This is a genomic window from Candidatus Krumholzibacteriota bacterium, assembly GCA_016932415.1.
Taxonomy (GTDB): domain Bacteria; phylum Krumholzibacteriota; class Krumholzibacteriia; order Krumholzibacteriales; family Krumholzibacteriaceae; genus Krumholzibacterium.
Window position 1 is genome coordinate 47,152 of the sequence record JAFGCX010000030.1, and the last position, 21,346, is coordinate 68,497.

Annotated in this window: 22 protein-coding genes; 17 read left to right on the top strand and 5 right to left on the bottom strand. The window is 52.1% G+C overall.

Annotated features, from left to right (window positions below; all coding sequences use genetic code 11):
* The first annotated feature begins 41 nt into the window (after positions 1-41).
* The 4 genes from JW814_10640 (at position 42) to JW814_10655 (ending at position 4,246) form a co-directional block, all read left to right on the top strand.
* Positions 42-806 (top strand): outer membrane beta-barrel protein, encoded by a 765-nt coding sequence (locus tag JW814_10640; GenBank protein MBN2071903.1) that lies wholly within the window; start codon positions 42-44, stop codon positions 804-806.
* Between the two features lies 1 nt (position 807).
* Positions 808-1,392 (top strand): YdeI/OmpD-associated family protein, encoded by a 585-nt coding sequence (locus JW814_10645; protein ID MBN2071904.1) that lies wholly within the window; start codon positions 808-810, stop codon positions 1,390-1,392.
* Between the two features lie 173 nt (positions 1,393-1,565).
* The gene (locus JW814_10650) at positions 1,566-3,668 is read left to right on the top strand and encodes a M3 family metallopeptidase (protein MBN2071905.1); all 2,103 of its coding nucleotides are present in this window, start codon (positions 1,566-1,568) and stop codon (positions 3,666-3,668) included.
* A 143-nt stretch (positions 3,669-3,811) separates the two neighbouring features.
* Positions 3,812-4,246: a GNAT family acetyltransferase gene (locus tag JW814_10655; GenBank protein ID MBN2071906.1), complete on the top strand. Its 435-nt coding sequence runs from the start codon at positions 3,812-3,814 to the stop codon at positions 4,244-4,246.
* Between the two features lie 17 nt (positions 4,247-4,263).
* Here JW814_10655 and thiS read toward each other — a convergent pair whose 3' ends face one another.
* The 4 genes from thiS to JW814_10675 form a co-directional block, all read right to left on the bottom strand.
* Entirely contained in the window at positions 4,264-4,464 is a 201-nt protein-coding gene (thiS, locus tag JW814_10660; protein ID MBN2071907.1) for a sulfur carrier protein ThiS, read from the bottom strand.
* A gap of 4 nt (positions 4,465-4,468) precedes the next feature.
* Positions 4,469-5,083, bottom strand: coding sequence for a sulfur carrier protein ThiS adenylyltransferase ThiF (gene thiF, locus JW814_10665; GenBank protein ID MBN2071908.1), 615 nt, complete (start codon positions 5,081-5,083; stop codon positions 4,469-4,471).
* 62 nt (positions 5,084-5,145) lie between these two features.
* A complete protein-coding gene (locus tag JW814_10670) occupies positions 5,146-6,957 on the bottom strand; it encodes an aldehyde:ferredoxin oxidoreductase (GenBank protein MBN2071909.1) in 1,812 nt (603 codons plus the stop codon).
* A 188-nt stretch (positions 6,958-7,145) separates the two neighbouring features.
* Entirely contained in the window at positions 7,146-10,349 is a 3,204-nt protein-coding gene (locus tag JW814_10675) for an NAD(P)H-dependent oxidoreductase subunit E (GenBank protein MBN2071910.1), read from the bottom strand.
* A gap of 336 nt (positions 10,350-10,685) precedes the next feature.
* On the opposite strand from JW814_10675, the gene JW814_10680 reads away from it, so the two are divergent.
* From JW814_10680 to JW814_10710, 7 genes are read left to right on the top strand one after another with little or no spacing between them, the layout of a single operon-like run.
* Positions 10,686-11,720: an extracellular solute-binding protein gene (locus JW814_10680; GenBank protein MBN2071911.1), complete on the top strand. Its 1,035-nt coding sequence runs from the start codon at positions 10,686-10,688 to the stop codon at positions 11,718-11,720.
* Positions 11,721-11,749: 29 nt separating this feature from the next.
* The gene (locus tag JW814_10685) at positions 11,750-12,562 is read left to right on the top strand and encodes an ABC transporter permease (GenBank protein ID MBN2071912.1); all 813 of its coding nucleotides are present in this window, start codon (positions 11,750-11,752) and stop codon (positions 12,560-12,562) included.
* Positions 12,555-13,610, top strand: a complete 1,056-nt coding sequence (locus tag JW814_10690; protein MBN2071913.1) for an ABC transporter ATP-binding protein — start codon at positions 12,555-12,557, stop codon at positions 13,608-13,610. Before JW814_10685 ends, JW814_10690 begins: the two co-directional genes overlap by 8 nt.
* Before the next feature lie 5 nt (positions 13,611-13,615).
* Positions 13,616-13,975: a LysR family transcriptional regulator gene (locus JW814_10695; GenBank protein MBN2071914.1), complete on the top strand. Its 360-nt coding sequence runs from the start codon at positions 13,616-13,618 to the stop codon at positions 13,973-13,975.
* Positions 13,968-14,156: a hypothetical protein gene (locus JW814_10700; protein MBN2071915.1), complete on the top strand. Its 189-nt coding sequence runs from the start codon at positions 13,968-13,970 to the stop codon at positions 14,154-14,156. The genes JW814_10695 and JW814_10700 overlap by 8 nt, the downstream gene beginning before the upstream one ends.
* Complete coding sequence (locus JW814_10705) at positions 14,153-14,590, top strand: hypothetical protein (GenBank protein MBN2071916.1); 438 nt, start codon at positions 14,153-14,155, stop codon at positions 14,588-14,590. The genes JW814_10700 and JW814_10705 overlap by 4 nt, the downstream gene beginning before the upstream one ends.
* Positions 14,587-15,768, top strand: coding sequence for a molybdopterin molybdotransferase MoeA (locus JW814_10710; protein ID MBN2071917.1), 1,182 nt, complete (start codon positions 14,587-14,589; stop codon positions 15,766-15,768). The genes JW814_10705 and JW814_10710 overlap by 4 nt, the downstream gene beginning before the upstream one ends.
* Positions 15,769-15,844: 76 nt before the next feature.
* Here JW814_10710 and JW814_10715 read toward each other — a convergent pair whose 3' ends face one another.
* Positions 15,845-16,879, bottom strand: coding sequence for a porin (locus tag JW814_10715; GenBank protein ID MBN2071918.1), 1,035 nt, complete (start codon positions 16,877-16,879; stop codon positions 15,845-15,847).
* 264 nt (positions 16,880-17,143) lie between these two features.
* Between JW814_10715 and JW814_10720 the strand changes: the two genes are divergently transcribed.
* From JW814_10720 to JW814_10745, 6 genes are all read left to right on the top strand, one after another.
* Complete coding sequence (locus JW814_10720; protein MBN2071919.1) at positions 17,144-17,956, top strand: radical SAM protein; 813 nt, start codon at positions 17,144-17,146, stop codon at positions 17,954-17,956.
* 3 nt (positions 17,957-17,959) lie between these two features.
* Positions 17,960-18,409, top strand: coding sequence for a cyclic pyranopterin monophosphate synthase MoaC (gene moaC / locus JW814_10725; GenBank protein ID MBN2071920.1), 450 nt, complete (start codon positions 17,960-17,962; stop codon positions 18,407-18,409).
* Entirely contained in the window at positions 18,406-18,846 is a 441-nt protein-coding gene (locus JW814_10730) for an MOSC domain-containing protein (GenBank protein MBN2071921.1), read from the top strand. Before moaC ends, JW814_10730 begins: the two co-directional genes overlap by 4 nt.
* A complete protein-coding gene (locus JW814_10735; protein MBN2071922.1) occupies positions 18,818-19,285 on the top strand; it encodes a MogA/MoaB family molybdenum cofactor biosynthesis protein in 468 nt (155 codons plus the stop codon). The genes JW814_10730 and JW814_10735 overlap by 29 nt, the downstream gene beginning before the upstream one ends.
* A 55-nt stretch (positions 19,286-19,340) precedes the next feature.
* Positions 19,341-19,787: a CGGC domain-containing protein gene (locus JW814_10740; GenBank protein ID MBN2071923.1), complete on the top strand. Its 447-nt coding sequence runs from the start codon at positions 19,341-19,343 to the stop codon at positions 19,785-19,787.
* A gap of 775 nt (positions 19,788-20,562) precedes the next feature.
* Positions 20,563-21,346 (top strand): VCBS repeat-containing protein (locus JW814_10745; GenBank protein ID MBN2071924.1); only part of this gene is annotated, 784 nt, incomplete at its 3' end.

The window sequence follows — 21,346 nt, forward strand, 5'->3', positions numbered from 1 at the left end:
AGGTGCGGAATGCTCTGGTCCGGTAAAAGGAGGAGGATACGATGATCAGACGGCGAGCAATACTCTTTCTCACCATGCTATTTTTCCTATCGATGATGATCACGAGCACTCCCTCGATATCCTTGGCCGGGACGGCCTTCGACATGGATAATCTCAGGCTGGATCTTGGCGGTGGGCTCAGCTTCTACAGGATGTCGAGGATCAATGACGAATATATAGAATGGATATCTGGCGCAATCGGCATCTTTGATGAAAAGATCGAGCGGGGACCAGCCCTGTCGGGAACGATCGGATATCGGATCATGCCCAGGGTCTCGCTAGATATCGGGCTGACTTTTCTGCGTGGAATAAGCGCCAACGATTCGCAGGTCGAATGGCAGGATCTCTATGGAGACGCGCATTATTATGATTTCGAATCGGAACTGAGGACTTCTCTTCTGGCAACAGAGATCAAGGCTAAATATTATTTCCCGTTCGATGGCGTGGAACTCTTCGCCGGGGGAGGGATAGCGTGGTGCCATGGAAAGACCATCATAGATGTCGGATACGAAAATCTCGGTCCGGAAGGTTATAAGTTCACTTCAAATGGTCTCGGGTTTGTAGCCTCGCTCGGGGGATTCTGGGAGATCTACAGGCCGGTATCGTTTTTCTATGAAGCCGGTTACAGGTTTTACAGGACAGGAGACCTCAAGGACAGCAACGGCAAGAGGTGGAAGTTGGACGTTCTCGAAGATGCCCCGGTGATGAATCTTGATTTCAGCGGATATTTTTTCGCCGGCGGGATCTCGATCTCTCTTTCAAGGTAGGATATTCTTCGTGCCGTTAAAAAGAGTATACATCGCGGAGAGAAAGGAATGGCGCAAGTGGCTTGAGACGAATCATGGCACGGAGCCGGGGATATGGCTGGTCTATTACAAAAAAGCTTCCGGTAAAGCGAGAATAAGCTATGACGACGCCGTCGAGGAAGCGATATGCTTCGGCTGGATAGACTCGACGGTCAAGAGGATAGATGAAGAAAAATATATGCAGAAATTTACGCCGAGAAAGCCTGTCAGCGGATGGTCGAGGCTGAACAGGGAGAGAGCGGAAAAGATGATAGCGTCTTCGCTTATGACAGAAGCGGGATTGGAAAAGATCGAATCGGCGAAGAAAAATGGCATCTGGGAGAGTGATGGGAAGAGGATCATCGATCCCGATATCATTCCGGGGGACCTTGAGGCTGCCCTGTCGAAAAGAAAAATGGCTCTTGAGAACTTCCGGAATATGGCTCCGTCGTACAGAAGGAATTTCATCGGGTGGATAGAAGCAGCAAAGAGGGAAGAGACCCGCCGCGGGAGAATAGCCGAGACAGTCGATTCAGCGGAGCGAAATGAGAAGCCGGGGATGAAATAATCGGTAAAACGGTTGATTCCAGGCGGGAAATCATCTAGAATATTCGGGCCGCGTTCGCCGCGGCCGGTTCTTTTATAGCGAAGAAAGGCTCTCCGCCGAGCGAGTGACAGCCAGCGGAACAGCCAGACGGGATATCTGCTTCGGCAGTCCACATTTAATCAGGGAGCGCAAAAATGCGAAAACGCCTTCTCCTTCTGTTCGTCGTCGCCTTGATGGTCCTTTCATGCGCGGCGAAGGATCAGAATCCGTTCTTCTCCGAATTCGATACGACATTCGGAGTGCCACCCTTCGACAAGATAAAAGAAGAACATTATATCCCGGCCTTTACCGAGGGGATCAGGGTCCATGATGAAGAGATAGCGGCGATAATCAACAACAGCGATCCTCCGACTTTCAAGAATACCATAGAAGCTCTCGAGACTTCGGGTTCGATGCTTACCAGGGTCGCGAACGTCTTTTTCGCCCTTAATTCGGCGAATACAAACGAGACGATGCAGGGAATCGCGAAGGAAGTGGGACCACGGCTTGCCGAGCACCAGGATAATATCTCCCTTGACGAGGATCTCTTCAGAAAGGTCAAGGCGGTATATTCAAAGATAGATGAATCCGGTCTTGATACCGCGCAGAGAAGGCTTCTCGAAGATTATTACAAGGGATTCGTAAGGGGAGGGGCTGATCTCGATGAAGAGGGAAAGGCCAAACTGAGGGAGATCAACCAGGAACTCTCCCTCCTCGGGCTTCAGTTCGCCGAGAATGTTTTGAAAGAGACGAACGCTTTCGAGCTTGTGATAGATAAAGAGGAAGACCTCGCCGGGCTCCCCGACGTCATCATCGCGGGCGCATCGGAAGCGGCCGCCCAGAAGGGGTACGAGGGCAAGTGGCTCTTCACGCTGCAGAAACCGAGCATGATACCTTTTATCCAGTATTCGGAAAAACGCGGCCTGAGGGAGAAGATATACAAGGCTTACTATCACATGGGTGATAACGACAACGAATTCGATAACAAGCAGATCCTTTCGAAGATCGCGGCGCTCAGGGTGCAGAAAGCGAATCTCCTCGGATACAGGACATACGCTCATTTCATCCTTGAAGAGAATATGTCGAAGAACCCCGATAACGTCTTCGCTTTTCTCGACAAGCTCTGGCCCGCGTCGCTCAGAAAAGCCAAGGAGGAAGCCGCCGAGCTCCAGGCGATGATCTACAAGGAAGGCAAGGATTTCAAGCTGGAGAGTTGGGACTGGTGGTACTATTCGGAGAAGGTGAAGAAAGAAAAGTACGATCTCGATGAAGAGATGTTAAAACCGTACTTCGTGCTTGATAACGTCATCGACGGGGCTTTCGGAGTAGCAAACAAGCTCTGGGGGATCACATTCACGGAGAGGAAGGACATCCCGAAATATCACAAGGATGTCAAGGTCTTCGAAGTCAAGGAAGCGAACGGAGATCATATAGGTATCCTTTACACCGACTATTTTCCACGCGAGAGCAAGAGAGGCGGCGCGTGGATGGGAGCTTACAGAAAACAGTCGGATACGGACGGGAAAATGATCACGCCGGTGATCACAAATGTCGGCAACTTCCAGAAACCGACCGCGGACCAGCCCGCGCTCCTTACATGGGACGACGTCCTTACCCTCTTCCATGAATTTGGCCACGGACTGCACGGTCTTCTCACCAACTGTACTTATGAAGCACAGTCAGGCACCGCGGTAGCGACCGATTTCGTCGAGCTTCCATCGCAGATCATGGAGAACTGGGCGGGGGAGCCCGCGGTACTCGCCACCTACGCGAAACATTACAAAACCGGAGAGATCATTCCCGATGAGCTCGTGGAGAAGATGAAAAAGTCAAGCAAGTTCAACCAGGGATTTGCCACGACTGAATATCTCGCCGCGTCGTATCTTGATATGTACTGGCATTCCCTTTCGGTTCCGGTGGAACACGACGTCAGGGAATTCGAGAATAAAGCTCTCGAGGAACTCGGTCTTATACCGGAGATCAAATCGAGATACCGCTCGACCTATTTCAGGCATATTTTCTCCGGCGGTGGAGATTACGCTGCGGGATATTTCAGCTATATGTGGGCCGAGGTCCTCGACCAGGACGCCTTCCAGGCGTTCAGGGAGACCGATATTTTCAACAAGAAGCTTGCCGAATCGTTCAGGGAGAACATCCTCGGAAAAGGTGGATCGGAAGACCCGATGGTCCTTTACAGGCGTTTCAGGGGAGCAGATCCCTCCATCGAGCCGCTTCTGAAGAAAAGAGGATTGATCTAGGGGCGGTGATTGATCAGGTACCTGGTTGAAAAAGAACGAGTCTTTCGAGGGGACCTGGGCGCTTTTAACAGGTCCCCTTTTTTCGCTGAAAAGAACCGCTTCGGCGTACGGCGCGGGAGAGCGTGACGGTGAGAAGGAAAAAGATCGAGATAAGAGCTTTCAGGGAAAACGACCGCGCGGAAGTGGTCGATCTGTGGCGCAGGTGCAATCTGACCGTACCGTGGTACGATCCGTCGAAAGATATCGACAGGAAACTCCAGGTAGATCCGGAGCTTTTTCTCACGGGCCTTATAAGCGGCATGGTGATCGCTTCGGTTATGGGCGGGTATGAAGGGCACAGGGGATGGATCAACTACCTCGCCGTGCATCCCGAGTACCGGGGAATGGGATATGGACGTGAGATGATGGAAGCGGTCGAGGCAATGATCGCCGAAAGGGGATGTCCGAAGATCAACCTGCAGGTGCGCTCTTACAATAAAGGCGTGATAGAATTCTACAGAAAACTCGGGTACCGCGACGACGAAGTGGTAAGTTTCGGCAAGAAGATCGTGGTTGATTCAGAAGAACCGCAGAAGTGAAGCTTTGGCCGCGAAGATCAACCGCCATGCGCGAGGTGGAAGACTGTCACTGACTCTCCGTCCTCGATCAGGTGCGTCTCGTAGTCGTCTTCGGGGATAAGCCTGTCGTTTACAGTCACAGTGATAAGAGCGTAATCATATCCCATCTCATCGAGAATATCCTGTACGGTCATGCCAGGTCTCCATTTGACCCTGTCTCTTTGATTGACTGTTATCATCTTATCATACCTCGCCGCGCGCGATTATCTCGATAGCGAGATTGGCCTGCATGTTGGCGGCAAGGGCTACCCTTGCCGAGCATAACCCGATATCGGAGCCGGTCGTCTCATCGCCGATAATATGTATCTTTCCAGAAGACCTGATGACGATGGAAGAAGAATCGCCTATTCCCGATATGCCGCTCGCGCAGATCAGGTGCCTCTCTGGAAATAACCCGCACCACGTCTCTATCAACCAGTGTTTGCTCTCGGCGTCGTCGAACGCCTCTATAAGAAGATCCGCGCCGGAGAATATCTCGCCTACTGAAGCGGGAGTGATCCTTGCCTGGTGAGATATTATCGAGATCTCAGGGTTGATCTCCCTCAGGTGAGCGGAAAGCGCTTCGACCTTTGGCTTTCCCAGATCTGAGCGGAAATAGTATTGCCTGTTGAGATTTGAAAGTTCCACGACGTCGAAATCGGCAATGATCAGCTTTCCCGCCCCAGCCCTGGCGAGGGCTATAGCGGCGTTCGATCCGAGCCCTCCGCACCCTGCTATTCCGACGCAGCTCTCAAGCATCTTTTCGGTCGAGCCTGGCACGTTACGCTCGAAGACGGGAGATATCTTTTTTCTTTCCACGCGTTTCTCCGGCTCAGGAGCCATCGATCGTTACATGTTGCCGGTTCATGATCTCCGCTGGATCATTCCTGGTCGTCCTTTATGATCGCGACAAGCTCGGGAAGATCGATTCCGAGCTCCTTGAGCCTTGCGATCGTCGGTACGCCGTTATTCGTCCAGCCCCTGCGTTTGTACGCCGCGTCGACGACCTTGTTGTACTGATCCATCCGGAATTTTCTTGTTATCTCCATCTTTTCTTCAGTGCTCTTGCCCGACGGATCGATGCCGATGATCTCTTTCATCTGCCTGTCGTAATACTTGTCCGCCCGCGATTCGTACTCTTCCTTCGTCACAGGTCCGACAGCTCTGTACGGAGGCATGTCGTCCTTTCGAGTACCGAATCCGAGCATCCTGATCATTATCCTCTCGAGGTTATGTACCCTGGCTGATTGAGCAAGCATCTTTTCCTCATCGAGTGCGATGCCGGTCATTCCCTCGTGGAATTTGAAGAAATCCTCGACGTGGCCGGGGACCTTCGCCGCTTCCTGCGGTTTGTACTTCTTGTTATCGAGCGGTACAATATCGTTCCAGAGAAGCTTGCAGAGGCCGTGCAGGCCGAACCAGGTCCGCCACAGCGGATAATAATAGAGGGCTTCCGCCTTGTCCTCGAAGGTGGGGATCTGGTTGTTGACCATATCCATGAAGATCAGCCATGCTTCGTCATGCTGAGGACCTTTTACCGCCATTGTATAACCGGCCTGCTGCGCGAGGGATTCCTTGCAGACATACTCGGAATATTCAAGCCCCTTGACCTCCATCCCTATATCCTGCAGGAACGCAGCGTCTGCGCCGAGTTCCCTGATCCATTTTTCTTTCAACCACCGGATACCCATCCCGACCTCAACGCCGAACCCTTCACCTCGGGCCATCTCGTGGAGGCACTCGAGGACCTCGTCCTTCGCCCCGAACTTCAGCTCCTTGCCGCCTGTCTCTTTCGTCGTGATCACGCCGTTCTCAAACGACTCCATCACGAAAGCCATGCAGGTGCCGACCGAGATCGTATCTACGCCGTACGTGTCGCAATAAAAGTTGAATTCGGCCACGAAATCGGCATCGAAACATCCCATGTTGGCCCCGGCCGCAGCCGTTTCGTATTCAGGGCCGTCCACCATCACGACATCGCCTTTGTACGGCCCAGTCTTCAGCACGAAGCCGTCGATCGTCTTGGCGCACGCCATCGTGCATCCTTTCCAGCATCCGTCAGGAAAATCCTGCGTAAAGTATCTGGCTTTGAGAATGCTCGAACCGATCTTGTACGTCTCCTTATGAGAACCATACTTGTAATTGAGGACGGGGAGGAGGTCGTATTTATCCATGACATCGACGATGTTCGCCGTACCGACCTGCCTCATCCTGCACTGGTCCTTGTCGAGAGTCGCCATCTCGGCGGTTATCTTCATGCCGTAATCCCTGATCATCTTAGGATCGACCGGATGGTTCAGGTCGTCTATTATCTCGATGGCGCCGGTAGGACAGGTATAAGCGCATGATGTACAGCCGATGCAGTGAGGATCGACTTCACCGAACGGCATCGCGATATGACGGTCTATGCCGCGGCCGGCAAAATCGATTATCCGTTCCATCGCGAATTCGTCGCACCCGCGCACGCAGCGGCCGCAAAGGACGCATGCTTTCGGATTCTCGTCGGTGAGGTCGCTTTTGTATTTCTTGCTGTCGGTTGCGCCGCACATCTTTGCCAGGCCCTGGATGACCGGGACGTTGGGCCAGCGCCCGAGATACATTTCGGCGAGGTTCCTTCTGTGAGTTTTGACTCTTTCGGAAGCTGTCTCGACTCTGATAGCAGTCCGGACGGGATAGTTGCACGATGTGACCATCCTCTTTTTTCCATCCTCTTCGATCTCGACGACGCAAAGCCTGCAGACTCCGGCGGGCGTAAGGTCCTTGTGGTGACAGAGGGTAGGCACCTTGATCCCGCTTTCCCTGAGGATTTCGAGCAGGAAGGCATCTTTTTTTACTTCGATATCTTTTCCGTCGATATTGATATTGATCTTTGTCGTAGCCATTATATCACCTCCACCGCGTCGAAGTTGCAGCTTTCATAACAGATCCCGCATTTAATGCATTTATCGCCGTCGATATGATGCGTTTTTTTCTTCTCGCCCGTTATGGCGTCGACCGGGCAGTTGATCGCGCAGAGGGTGCAACCCGTGCAATTCTGCGCGTCGATGCTGTACTTGATGAGCGCCTTGCATCTGCCACCGGCGCATTTCTTTTCGTCGATATGCTGCTCGTATTCTTCCCTGAAATATTCAAGGGAGCTGAGCACCGGATTTGGAGCAGAGCCGCCGAGCTGGCAGAGGCTTGTGTCCCGCACCGTCCGGCACAATTCTTCAAGAGCTTCGATATCACCCGTCTTTCCTTCGCCGCCGCATATTCGCGTCAGCAGGATCTTCATATGGTGTAGTCCTTCGCGGCAGGCGGTGCATTTTCCGCAGGATTCATCGGCGAGAAATGCGATTGAATCCCTCGCGACATCGATGATACATGTTCTGTCGTCCATCACGCTCAGAACACCGGACCCGATCATCGATCCCGCCTCCATCAGAGAATCGAAACCGACAGGCAGGTCGAGTTTTTCCGCGGGAATGATCCCCCCGGAAGGTCCTCCAGTCTGAACAGCCTTGAAAACCCGGCCGGCGGGGACTCCTCCTCCTATATCCTCGATGATTTCGCGAAGAGTCGTGCCCATCGGGACCTCAACGAGGCCGGTGTTATTTACAGCGCCGGTGAGGGAGAAGACTTTCGTTCCGGAAGATCCGTCCCAAGCCGATCTGCTTACATCGCCCATGCCGATCGAGGAGAACCAGGAGGCTCCGCGATCTATTATCACCGGAACAGTCGCCCATGTCTCGACGTTGTTAAGGATCGTCGGTTTGCCCCTGAAGCCCGATTCGAAGTTGTGCAGATATTTCGGCCTCGGTTCGCCCGCTTTCCCCGACATCGAAGCGAAAATAGCGCTCGATTCGCCGCTGACGAAGGCGCCCGCCCCGCGATGGATATTGATATCGAAACAGAGGTCGCTTCCGAGAATGTTATCGCCGATAAGCCCGTAATCGACGCACTGGTCGATCGCTTTCCGCAGCCTCTCGATGGCGAGGGGGTATTCTTTCCTCGTATATATATATCCCGCGGTCGCTCCCGTCGCAAAGGCGCCTATCAACATTCCTTCGATCACCGAGTGGGGATCGCCCTCTATGATGCTTCTGTCAGAGAAAGCTCCAGGGCCTCCTTCATCCGCGTTACAGACGAGATATAACTCTTCATCCTTTTCCGCCGCCGCCTTGACCGCTGATTCCCATTTGATGCCTGTGGGAAATCCGCCGCCGCCCCGGCCCCTTATGCCGGAAGCGATGATTTCTTTAATGACATCCTCTTTTTTCCCGCCCGCCAGGACTTTTCTCAAAGCGGCGTATCCTCCGCGGGCGATATAATCGTCGATCTGTTCAGGATCGACGAGTCCGCGGTTCCTCAGGGCGACGAGCTGCTGTTTGCTGAAGAATCCAATATCTTCGATCTTCGGACAAGCCTTGCCCGAGACAGGGTCGGTGTAGAGAAGCCTTTCGACAGTCTTGCCTTCGACAAGGGCGTCGATGATATCCCCGGCATCCTTAAGGCCTGCCTTCTGGTAGAATATGCCGTGAGGCTGCACGAGGATGATCGGTCCATTGGCGCATATCCCATGACATCCCGTGCCTGTCACGAGATAATCCTTTTCCAGTCCTTTTTCCTTAATGACTTCTACAAGCCTGTCGCGGATGGCGGGGCCTTTCGCCGATACGCATCCGGTCCCAGTGCAGACCATAAGGATCCCCTTGTAACCGGAGCTTTCTTTTTTCTTTCTGGCGCTGATCCTGTCGAGGTCCTCAGGGGTTATCCGGATGGCGGTCATGTCAGAGTCTTCCCTGGCTGCAGGTGATCCTTTTTTGCCCTTTTCGACATTCTTAAGAAGCTTCGCTACGTCTTTAGCCTGCACGTTGCCGTATAGTTCTTCGCCTATCCTCACCACCGGGGCGATGCTGCATGCTCCGAGGCAGGCCGCCTCCTCAAGGCTGTATTTCATATCACCGGTCGTTTCTCCAGCCTTGATGCCAAGGGCGCGCTCGAACGACTCGAGTACTTTCGCTGAACCTTTCACGTGGCAGGCCGTGCCCATGCAGACCTGGACGATCGTCTTGCCTTTCGGTTCAAGGCTGAATGCTTTGTAGAATGTGGCGATATGATAGAGGTGCGCTTTCTGCCTCCCCGTCTTTTTACATATTTCATCGATGGCAGTCTTCGAGACGTATCGGAAACGATCCTGTATGTCCTGCATCATCTCGACGACATATTCAGGGTCGCTCTGCCACTTCTCAATGATCCCGATTATCGCGTCGAGATCCTTTTTGGAAGTCTGAACGGCGATCTTCTTTGGGGTGACATCTTTCGCGGCCTTGCTTTCTTCGATCCTCCAGGCGGGAGTTATCTGCCTGTTCTTAAGAACGAGCGCCTTGATATTCTTGTCCCTGAAGACCGTTCCGATACCGCCTCTTCCCGCCTGCTTGATTCTGGGAAGAGCCCTTCGCCAATCGAAGAAGGAGAAGTTCAGCACTCCCATGTGAGTATGCTGCGCTCCGCGGCCAGCGGTGACGCAGGCGATATTTCTCATGTCGAGCTCATCGTCGGCGTACATCTCGGTCAATTCTTCAGCAAGGAGATGCGAATCTATGCTTTCTTCCGGAGCTGTCTCTATCGATACCCTGCCTGTGACGGCATCGATGACTACTATCACATCTTCGGCCGCTTTGCCGGTGACGACAAGAGCATCGAATCCCGAGAACTTAAGATACGGCCCGAACCAGCCGCCGACGTTGCAGTCCATCACAGATTTGGTAAGGGGGGAGAGGGAGGTGACAATCGTTTTCCCTGAACCGGGAAAAGATGTAGTCCCTCCGAGAGGCCCCTGGGAGAAACAGATCGGGTTGTTATTGTCGTTCCATTTCGTCTCTGCCGTTATCTCCTGGAACATAAGCCAGAGGTCGAATCCCTTTCCACCGGTCCAGAGTTTCTTCATCTGGTCTGATATTGGAAGGATGGTCACTTCGTTCTTATCGAGATCGACCCTCAGAGCCCTGCTGGCGTATCCTCTATCAAGATCGATCACTTCAAATGTAAACTCGCAAAGCGACTTATGCGCCTTTTTCATCTTCAAAAGATCTTTATCCGGCATTGATTCGGCCTCCTGTAAGGTTTATTTTTTTCAGGATTCCAAATATACACCGTTTCGACCGGTTTTTAAAGGAGAAAATCGATGACTCAACCTTCGATTGAGCAGGCTGCCGGAAAATATTATAAAAATATAATGCTATGATAATATGGATGTTAGAAGGTTGAAACCTCTGGGGTTCCGTTATCTGCCGCAGCAATTTTGCGTTATGTACAAAATAACATAACGGTTGACAAAAGGAAATTTTATGATATTTATTAATTCAGTAATAGATGAAACTGTAGGTGATATCTTAATAAAAAGGTAAAAGCCGAGAGAAAAAGCAGGTCTGGAGAAGAAATGATCAATGTCATTTCGGGAAAATCCCGCGAGAAAAAAGGCGTCATCTTTCCGCCTTTTGCAGTTGGAAAGGCGATATTCAGGGGGATACTTCTCTTTTCGTTGATCCTGATCATTTCCTCCTGTACGAGGACAGGTGGCACAAAAGAGAAAAAACTGACGATCTTTCACGCCGGTTCCCTTTCTGTCCCGTTCAAGAGGATCGCCGAGGCATATCAGGCCGAACATCCAGGCGTGAAGATATTGATCGAATCGGCGGGAAGCAGGGTCTGCGCGAGAAAGATAAGCGATCTTGGCCGCAGATGCGATATCATGGCTTCGGCCGACTATACGGTGATCGATGACCTTCTCATACCTGACCATGCCACGTGGAGCATAAAATTCGCAAGCAACGAAATGGTGATAGCTTTCCACGAGGATTCGAAAAGATCGGTCGAGATCGATTCTGAAAACTGGCTCGATATCCTCCTCGATCCCGATGTCGCTTACGGCAGGTCCGATCCAGATTCAGACCCCTGCGGTTACAGGACTGTTTTAACAGTCAGGCTGGCCGAGGCTTTTTACGGCAGGGAAGGATTCGCGAGAGATCTTCTGGCAAAGGATCAGAGGTATATCAGGCCGAAGGAGGTCGATCTTCTTGCCCTTCTGGAAGCATCTGCGATCGATTACCTTTTCATCTACAGATCGGTCGCCAGCCAGCATGGCCTGAAGTATCTCATGCTGCCATTCGAGATAAACCTCAGGGAGGCAGCGCTTGCGGAACACTATAAAACAGTCTCGGTCGAGATAACCGGAAAAGAACCAGGCAGCTCGATCACTAAATACGGAGCGCCGATGATCTACGGCGTGACGATCCCTCTGAACGCTCCGGAGACCGACCTTGCCATCACGTTCCTCGAATTCCTCCTCGATCCTGAAAAGGGACTTGCTATCATGGAGGAATGCGGACAACCGTCGGTCGTTCCTTCGCCGGCGGAGACGTACCGCTTTATCCCCGACCGGTTGAAACGGTTCGCCACAGAACCTGGGACCTGAGAGGCATGGCGAAGTCACGAAAGGATCAAATGGGGCAGGTGAAAAAGGGGATCAGAAAAACGCGGACGGTAGAGCCGCTCAACCTGCTGTTCGCCGCGCTCGGCGGATTGATCCTGCTTTTTATAATTGCTCCTCTTGCCGGTCTCTTTCTTAACGTGACGCCGGAAGAGCTTGCCGATACGGCGCGTGAGGGTGAGGTGAGGACGAGCATATGGCTTACCCTTGCCACATCGATGGGGGCTACTCTCATCTTTTCTATAGCTTCGGTCCCGATGGCCTATCTTCTCGCCCGAAAGCGTTTTCCCCTGAAGGAACTGGTGAACGGGATCATCGATATCCCGGTCGTCATCCCGCATTCAGCCGCCGGGATAGCCCTGCTCGGAGTAATATCGAGGAACACTCCCCTCGGTTCTCTTGGCGAGAAAACCGGCATCCCATTCGTTGGCGGATACGCGGGGATAATGATAGCGATGGCTTTTGTAAGCGTACCATATCTCGTAAACGCGGCGCGCGATGGCTTCTCCGCAGTTCCGGTGGAGCTTGAAAAAGCGGCGTTGAATCTCGGAGCTTCACCTTTCCGAGTCTTCCGTACTATCTCGATGCCGCTCGCCTGGAGATCGATTCTCTCCGGGCTGATACTGATGTGGGCGAGAGGGATGAGCGAATTCGGAGCGGTTCTTGTGATCGCCTATCATCCCATGATAACGCCGGTATTGATATATGAACGGTTCGGCGCCTTTGGATTGAAATACGCAAGGCCCGTATCCGTTCTTTTCATCACTATATGTCTCGTCTTCTTCATCGCGATGCGGATGATCGCAAGGAGCAGGGATGATGCTTGAAGTAAGGGGGCTGTCTAAAAAACTCGGAGATTTTCAGCTCGACGATATCTCTTTCACAGTCGAGACGGGGGAATATTTCGTCCTTCTCGGAGCTTCGGGAACGGGAAAGACAGTCCTGCTGGAGACCCTCACCGGGATCATCCGCGCCGACCGAGGCACTATCACGCATGGCGGCATCGATATCACAGATGAGAAGATCCAGAAGAGGAAGATCGCGATTGTGTTCCAGGACCAGGCTCTCTTTCCGCATATGTCGGTCAGGCAGAACCTCGCCTACAGCCTTCGCGCGAGGGGGATAAAAGGTGCTGCTGAAGCGGAAAGGATCAGTCAACTCGCCCGATCGATGGAGATCGAACCACTCCTCGATCGCAGGCCCGGGGCCCTTTCCGGCGGAGAGGCGCAAAGGGTCGCTCTGGCGAGAGCGCTCGCTTCCGAACCGGATTGCATTCTTCTCGACGAACCGCTTTCATCGCTCGACAGCAACACGCGCAAGAAGATAAGGGCGATCCTAAGACGGTTGAACCGAAATGGAATAACGATCATCCATGTTACCCATGATTACGAAGAAGCGATCTCGCTCGCCGTCAGGATCGGGGTGATGGAACGCGGGTCGATAGTCCAGGTAGACACCCCGGAAAATATCCTGCGCCATCCGAAATCTGAATTCGTAGCCGGTTTCGTCGGGATAAAGAACTTTTTCAGGGGAAAGATCAGGCGCGGCGCGAGCGGCGCTCAGCCAGAATTCATAACGGGCGGAGCGAACTTTACCGTCTCTACGGATATCGCCGGGGGGGACGCTTTCGCGATAATCAGGAGCGAGGATATAGTCCTGACCAGTGACAAGCCTTCCCATAACGATATGAATATCCTCAGTGGCAGAGTGACAGATATAAGCAGGGTGCGGTCCGGTATCGAGATCGTCGTTGATTCTGACGTGGAGATATCGGCTGTCATACCGGCTCAACGGTTCGATGATGGAGCGATAGGGATCGGGAGCGACCTTTATCTTTCCTTCGGAGCGGACCAGGTAAGGATAATGGAGGTCTAGTGTCGATGGAACCCCGGGCGAAACTCTTCCTTTACGATTCTGAAAGGGGAGGGCTTTTCGGCGATGGGAGGTACGAGCTGCTCGACGCGGTGCGCGAGCACGGTTCGCTCCAGGAGGCGGCGAGAAGGCTCGGAAGAGGATATCGCAAGGCCTGGGAAGATATAAGAAAGGCGGAGAAGGCGCTTGGCCGAAGGCTTGTGGACCGCTCCAGGGGAGGGCGCGATGGGGGATCTTCGCGGTTGACTGTTTTCGGGACAGAGCTTCTGGACGCGTGGAAAAGATACAGGAGGGCGGTCGACGGCGATATAGAAAACGCTTATGAAAGATTTCTCAGAAAACTCGTAGAAGGAGAATATGATGAGTGAGGAAGAACTAGGCAGGGTGATCGATGCGGCGGTCGAGACGAAAGATGGAAGGAAAAAGCTCTCATGCGCGAAAGCTTTCATAATCGCCGACGATTACGGGATCAGGCTCAGCGATATAAGCAGGTATTGCAACAGGAATGATATAAGGATCTCCAATTGCCAGCTCGGGTGTTTTAAATGAAGGTGATAGTGATATCAGGTTCGCATTCGAACGTGGGAAAGACAGGACTGGCACTGAAGATCATATCGATCCTCGAAGACGCAGTTCATGTCAAGATAGGTCATGGGACGCGCAAGGAGGGACTTGGAAACCGGTTCTATCCCGAGGGGACAGCGTTAGAAACTGTCGCCGCCGAAAACAACGGCCGCCGGTACCTCGTGATCGAGAGCAACAGGATACTGCGCGAGATAGATCCCGACCTGGCGATCTTTCTTGCCGGCGGCGAGGATAAACCGACGGCGAAAGAAGCGAGGAAGAAGGCCGATATAATCCGGGGAAAGGGTCTCAGAGGCGAAGAGGTCGACAGGATAAGCGAATCGCTTGGAGTCGATCGGAAGGTCGCGCTGGAGATCATAAGACTCGCAGGATCTTTCGAAGAGGAACATGGAAAATGATATCGTACGAAGAAGCTCTGAAAATAGTGATCGGCGCGGCTGATCTGACGGGGAATGAGACTGTTCCCCTGATAGAGAGCGCGGGAAGGGTCCTCGCGGGCGATATCCGCAGCGATATAGATATGCCTCCGTTCAATAAATCGGCGATGGACGGTTTTGCCGTCAGAACCGAGGACCTCCGAGCTGGCGCCAGTCTCAGGATCATCGAGACGATCCCGGCAGGCGTCTATCCGAAAAAGAGCGTGGGAAAAGGCGAATGCTCGAGGATCATGACCGGCGGCGCCGTCCCCGATGGAGCAGGCCGCGTGGTAATGGTCGAGCATACCGAAGAGGCTGACGGTCATATGACTGTCACTAAAGAAAGTTCAGCGGTTAATATATGCTTCAGGGCTGAGGATATCCGAACAGGTGATCTGGTCCTTGAAAAGGGGACGATAATCGACCCCCCCAGGGTCGCTCTTCTTGCTTCGGTAGGCTGCGATCCCGTCGAAGTCTTCCGAAGGCCAGTCATGGGGATCGCCGCTACCGGAAGCGAACTCGTCGAGCCGGACGAAAAGCCTGAAGGCGCGATGATAAGAAACAGCAACGGGTACCAGCTCTTCAGCCAGGCTGCCCGCGCCGGGTTCGATCCGCGTTATCTCGGGATCGTCGGAGATACTCCGGAGGCGGTCGGGGAGATAATAGAAAGAGTATCCGGCGGGGTCGATCTGCTTATATTCTCGGGCGGAGTCTCCATGGGTGATTACGATTTTGTCCCCGGCGTGCTGAGGGAAAAGGGATTCGAACTTTATTTCGAAAAGGTCGCCGTCAAGCCCGGAAGGCCTATGGTCTTCGGCCGAAGGGGCAAGACCGCGGTCTTTGGATTGCCCGGGAATCCAGTTTCGACTTTCATCCTTTTCGAACTTTTCGTCAAGCCGCTTGGATTCGCCATGATGGGCTCAAAGTACAGGCACAGGGAGGTGAGGGCCGTTCTGGCCGGGGCGATAACAAGAAGGAAGACTGGAAGGCGTTCACATATTCCTGTCAGGTTCGTCTCGCCCGGCGTAGTCGGGCCGGTGGAATATCACGGTTCGGCCCATATCCGGGCTTTCGCCGCGGCTGATGGTATCATAGCGATCGAGACAGGTGTTTCAAGAGTGGAGGCGGGAGAGGAGATCGACGTCATCCTCACCTGCTGAGTCGACGGCAGCGCCGGTTGAAAAAAAAGGGGCCGGCCAGAAATACCGGCGCCCCTTTGACCTGAAATGAATCACTTTAAAACCTGTGAATGATCCCGATTGACAGCCCCGTCGGGTTATCGCCGATCTCGGGAACTACGATCTCGCCATGGCCGCCACCTGTGCAGGCGTAATCAGCTTCCGGATCGTTAATCGCTACCGACCAGGCGCCATAGAATTTCGTGTTGTCGCCAGCGGGAAGATCGATGCCCGCAGTCACGATTTTCGCCCCCGTATCATCGACCTTGTCGCCGTCGACGACGAGGCCGCCTGTCACATTATATTGAGCTTTCAGTATCATCTTTTCATGAGCCTTGAAACTCGCGCCTAGCCCGAATGTCTTTCGACCGACATCCCTTGCGCCGTTGATATTGGCGAGGCGCTCGAAAGATCCTACCAGCCGGTACTTCTCCCAGCTGTAGCTTCCGGCAAGGCGAAGGCCGTTTTCCGACCTGTCGTCGAATTCAGTCAACGCCGTTCCATGCTGTTCATACGATATTCCGGCAAAGACGGCAGATTTTTCGTAGATCATGCTCGCGCTAAGAAACGAAGTCTCATCTTCCCCTTCTTCGGGGACTATCAGGACGAAACCGTTTATGCCTCTTAAGTCAGGAGTCTTGTAGGCGATGGCGTTGTCGACTCTGAGATTGAATCCGTAACCGCCGACGCCGGCGATATTCCTTGTGTCTCCAATATAGTTGCTGAAAAGATCGATCTTTCTGTACAGCATCTTTGATGGAGTCTCTTCGCGGCCGAAATATACTTTTCCGAAATCACCGGAGATGCCGGCGAAGGTCGCCCTGCTGGCGAAATCCTTTCCCGTCTCATCGAAATTGACCTGGTTTTCTATCTGCCAGAAGAACGAGAGGTCGTTGTCGAGCAGAAGAGACCCTTTGAACCCGATTCTCGAAGTATTACTAGATACATAGATGCTCGATTCATCTCCGTCGCTGAGGTTGTCAACAGAGACGTGTACGTATCCGTAAATCTTCGTTTCGAGCTCGCCGGCCGAAGCGCCGGAATGGAATATCGCTGTGATAAGGAACGTGGCCATAAGGACTCTTTTAAACATCGAACCGCCTCCCTGCAGTTTTTATTTTACGTCCAGACCAATTCGCGGGACGTTTAATCAACAGACCGGCACTGATGCTTTCATATCAGCTAAAAGATGTCAACCGGTTTTCATTATCCGCGGCCATGTTCACGAAAAGGTGAGAGACGCCTGTCAGCGGCGGGCAACCTGATAAAATTGAAAAAATATCCAAGACTAATCACTTTCCAATTGTTATATTGGCTGATGGTGGTGACCTTAAGCAGAAGGAATCGAAGGGTAATGTTGACAGACAGGTTTGGAAGAAAAATCGATTATCTTCGGATATCGGTAACCGACCGGTGCAACTATCGCTGCGTCTACTGCATGCCGGAATCGGGGATCTCTCTCAAATCGCACGAGGCGATCCTCAGTTTCGAATCGATAGCGGCTATAGCGGAAGAGGCGGCCCGTCTCGGAATTAAAAAGATCAGGCTGACCGGCGGCGAGCCGTTGGTCAGGAAGAATATTGAACGCCTCGTCGGGATGCTCGGTAGGATCGAAGGGATCGAAGACCTTTCAATGACGACAAACGCTGTCTATCTCAGCGAAAACGCTGCTGCCAGACTGAAGGGAGCGGGGCTCGGCCGCGTCAATATCTCCCTCGACACTCTCGACACTGTCCGCTTCGGAGAGATCACACGGGGCGGCGATATCGCCGATGTCCTCGCCGGTATAGAGGCGGCGAAAAAAGCTGCGTTGGATCCGGTCAAGATCAACATGATTATTTTTGGCGATACTTCTCTCGATGAAGTGGAGACGATGCGCCGATTCTGCAGGGAGAAGGGGCTTGTCCTTCAGACTATCAAGCATTTTTCCCTTTATAACAGGGATGAGATGATCGGCGATGTCGATCTTTTCGACAGGCCCGCTCCATGCTCCGACTGCAACAGGCTGAGGCTGACCGCTGACGGATTTTTAAAACCTTGTCTTTTTTCTGATGACGAGATTAAAGTCGACATGAATAATATCAAAGAATCGATTCTCAAAGCTGTCTCGGAAAAACCACTGCAGGGTACTGCCTGCTGCACGAGATCGATGTATCAGATCGGAGGATAGGAGATGGATTTTTCGCATATCGATCAGGAAGGAAAAGTGAAGATGGTCGATATCTCGGGCAAAGCGCTCGTCAAACGCACTGCCGTGGCTGCCGGCTCGATCAGGATGAAGACAGAGACGATAGCGATGATTTCAGATCGGCTGCTGAAGAAAGGTGATCCCATAGCGACGGCGAGGATCGCCGGGATCATGGCAGCTAAAAGGACTTCTGATCTTATCCCCCTCTGCCATCCCCTTCCGATCGATAACATTAATATCGAATTTGATATTCAGGAAGAGAGGATAGAGATCGAGGCGACCGTCGTCAATGCGGCGAAGACAGGCGTAGAGATGGAAGCCCTCACGGCGGTCTCGGTGGCTGCGCTCGCAATATATGATATGTGCAAAGCGGTCGACAGGGATATGATCATCGGAGATATCGTTTTAAGGAGCAAGAAGAAGGAAGAGCTGTGAAAGGGACATTTACAGTCGTGTCGGTGAATATCTCGAGGGAAAAGGGAGAACCGAAGATCCCTGCTGGGGAGATCGTCCTGCTCGAGGGGCACGGGATCGAGGGGGACGCTCATGCGGGAGACTGGCACAGGCAGGTATCGCTGCTTGCCGAAGAGGATATCGCCTTTATGAAGGAGAAGCTCGATACTCTTGGCCCGGGAGATTTCGCCGAGAATATAACCACCCGGGGTGTCGATCTGGCGGCGCTTCCCGTGGGGACGGTCCTTTGCATCGGCGATGTCTGTCTTGAAGTGACGCAGATCGGGAAGGAATGCCACAGCGGTTGCGCGATCCTTGAGCAGACAGGGGAGTGTATCATGCCGAAAAGGGGGATATTCGCGAAAGTATTGAAAGGCGGAGTGATCAGGGATGAGGATACTGGTACTTACGATATCTGACAGGGCTTCGCGAGGTCAGTACGAAGACCTCTCCGGCCCGGCGATCGAGAAAGCGCTGTCGGAGAGGATCGCGTCGGCCGATATCGACAGGGCCGTGATCTCCGACGACAGGGATGGAATAGAGAAGAAATTCGCCGAATCATCGTCGTATGATGTGATCGTGACAACCGGCGGAACGGGGCTCGGTCCGAGAGACAACACTCCCGAAGCGACCGAATCTTTCTGCGACAGGATGATCCCGGGGATCGCCGAATACTTAAGGAGAGAATCATGCGTCCAGACGGTGAACGCCGTCATCTCGAGAGGGACCGCCGGAATGAAAGGCAGAACGATAATAATCAATCTGCCGGGGTCTGTAAAAGGCGCTTCGTTCTGCGCTGAGCTTTTAGCCGGCGTGATTCCGCACGCCGTCAGGATGATAGAGGGCGGCGGTCACTGAGAGAGAGGCTGATCGTCGAGGCCGCGCGGGTCGAATAACTGCAAGGGAGAGGATCATGGAAGAGAAAGTAAAAGTCGGCATAATCATCTGCGACCGGTATCGCCGATGTGCCGGCGGGAAATGCTTCAGGTCCCTTAAGAACAGAGAGGGAGCGTTCGCCAGATATAGGGGAAAAGATGTAGAGCTCGTCGGATACACAAGCTGCGACGGTTGCCCTGGAGGGAATGTCGAATATACCGTGGACGAGATGATATCAAACGGCGCCAATATCGTTCATCTCGCGACCGGCCTGATCGTGGGATATCCCCCCTGCCCGCGCATCACCGCTTTTTCAGATTATATAACGAAAAAATACGGCCTCGAGGTCGTATACGGGACGCATCCGATACCCGAGAAATACCTGAAGGTCCACAAAGAACTCGGCACCTGGAAAGGTCCGAAGTGGGACGAGATAACCGCCCCGGTGATGACTGATGAAGAGACGCGCCTGGCGTACGATTGAAACGGCGGATCTTTTTCAATTATGATCTGATTATCATCTGCTGATATGTCGTTTGAGGATTTGAGGCTGACGGTCTTAAAAGCAGCCCATACCAGTTCAATCCGTCAGGTCACCTGTTTTACACGCAGGTGACCTCAAGCCATATTTCAGGCACCACCCACCATATTTTATCAAATAAATCAAAGAGATAGGGAATTAGGTGGTAGGAACTGGTGGCCTCATTATAGCCTAAGAGCTGGAAAAGGCACCGGGAGGGCACCAGTTTGACAAAACCAGATTTTATTGATTACAAATTAGATGGGTTGTAATTGATAATCTTTATGTGATATAATGCGAAACGGTTTTGGGACTCTTTGGAGGGGGATCATCTTAAATATAATTTCAGTATATTGGGTTTCTGAAAGTCATATATAAACTGGCAGATCGTGCTTGGTTCTGGTCCAAAGATGGGGGCAAGAGCCCTTTCAAACTACTCGTTTAGAAGTCATGGCTTAGTATAGAGGGGAAAGGTAAAGGGCATCACATTGCAAGCCTCTGATCCTATTGGTTACAAATTGGACGCGTTGAAATTCTATTTGTTAATATGCTACAATGACTCTTACATATCGGTTTAGCAGGGGGGTATATCATCAAAAGAAAAACGAATATATTTAGACGTGTTATAATAGGCTGCGCATGTTGTTTCTTTGTGTCTGGATTCAATGAATCATATGGATTTGATCCTATATTCAATTCGAGGGCTTGTTACGTACTAGGGGAATATAACGACGATATCATGGACAAGAGGTCAGACGTATGCTCGGCTGATTTGGATGGTGATGGAGATTATGATTTGGCAACACTAAATATTATGACTGGTTTTGAGATTTTAATGAATAATGGTGATGGAACTTTCTCTCCAGGAGTCTCTCAAGGCTATTTAATATTTGGTTTAACAATATGTTCAGCCGATTTGGATAGGGATGGAGATAATGATTTGGCTGCTGCGGGTCCAGCAGGCCTTTCTATTTTAATGAACTTTGGTGATGGCACCTTCTCTCAAACGGTTTATGAATTATCGGGAAATGGAGCAATAGATATTTGTGCCGCAGATTTTAATGATGATGGTAATCTTGATATAGTAACCGCATATTGGAATTCTGATATTGTATCTATTTCTAAAAACAATGGTGATGGCACGTTCTCTCCATGTGTCAATTATGATGTTGGTGATGAGCCACGGTCTGTATTCGCTGCCGATGTTGATGGAGATGGAGATAATGATTTAGCTGTGGCGAACAAACTCTCTGACAACATTTCTATTCTAAAGAACAATGGCGATGGGGCTTTCACCCCATTTGGTGGCTGTAGTGTTGGCCTTGAACCACAATCTGTGTTTTTAGCCGACATGGATGGTGATGGGGACAATGATATGGCCGTTGCAAACGGGGCTTCCGACAATGTTTCCATTTTGACGAATTGTGGTGATGGCACATTCTCTCCGGCTGTTAATTGTGTTGCCGGAAATGGGCCTCGTGAGGTGTTATTGGCCGATTATGACGGAGATGAAGATCTCGATC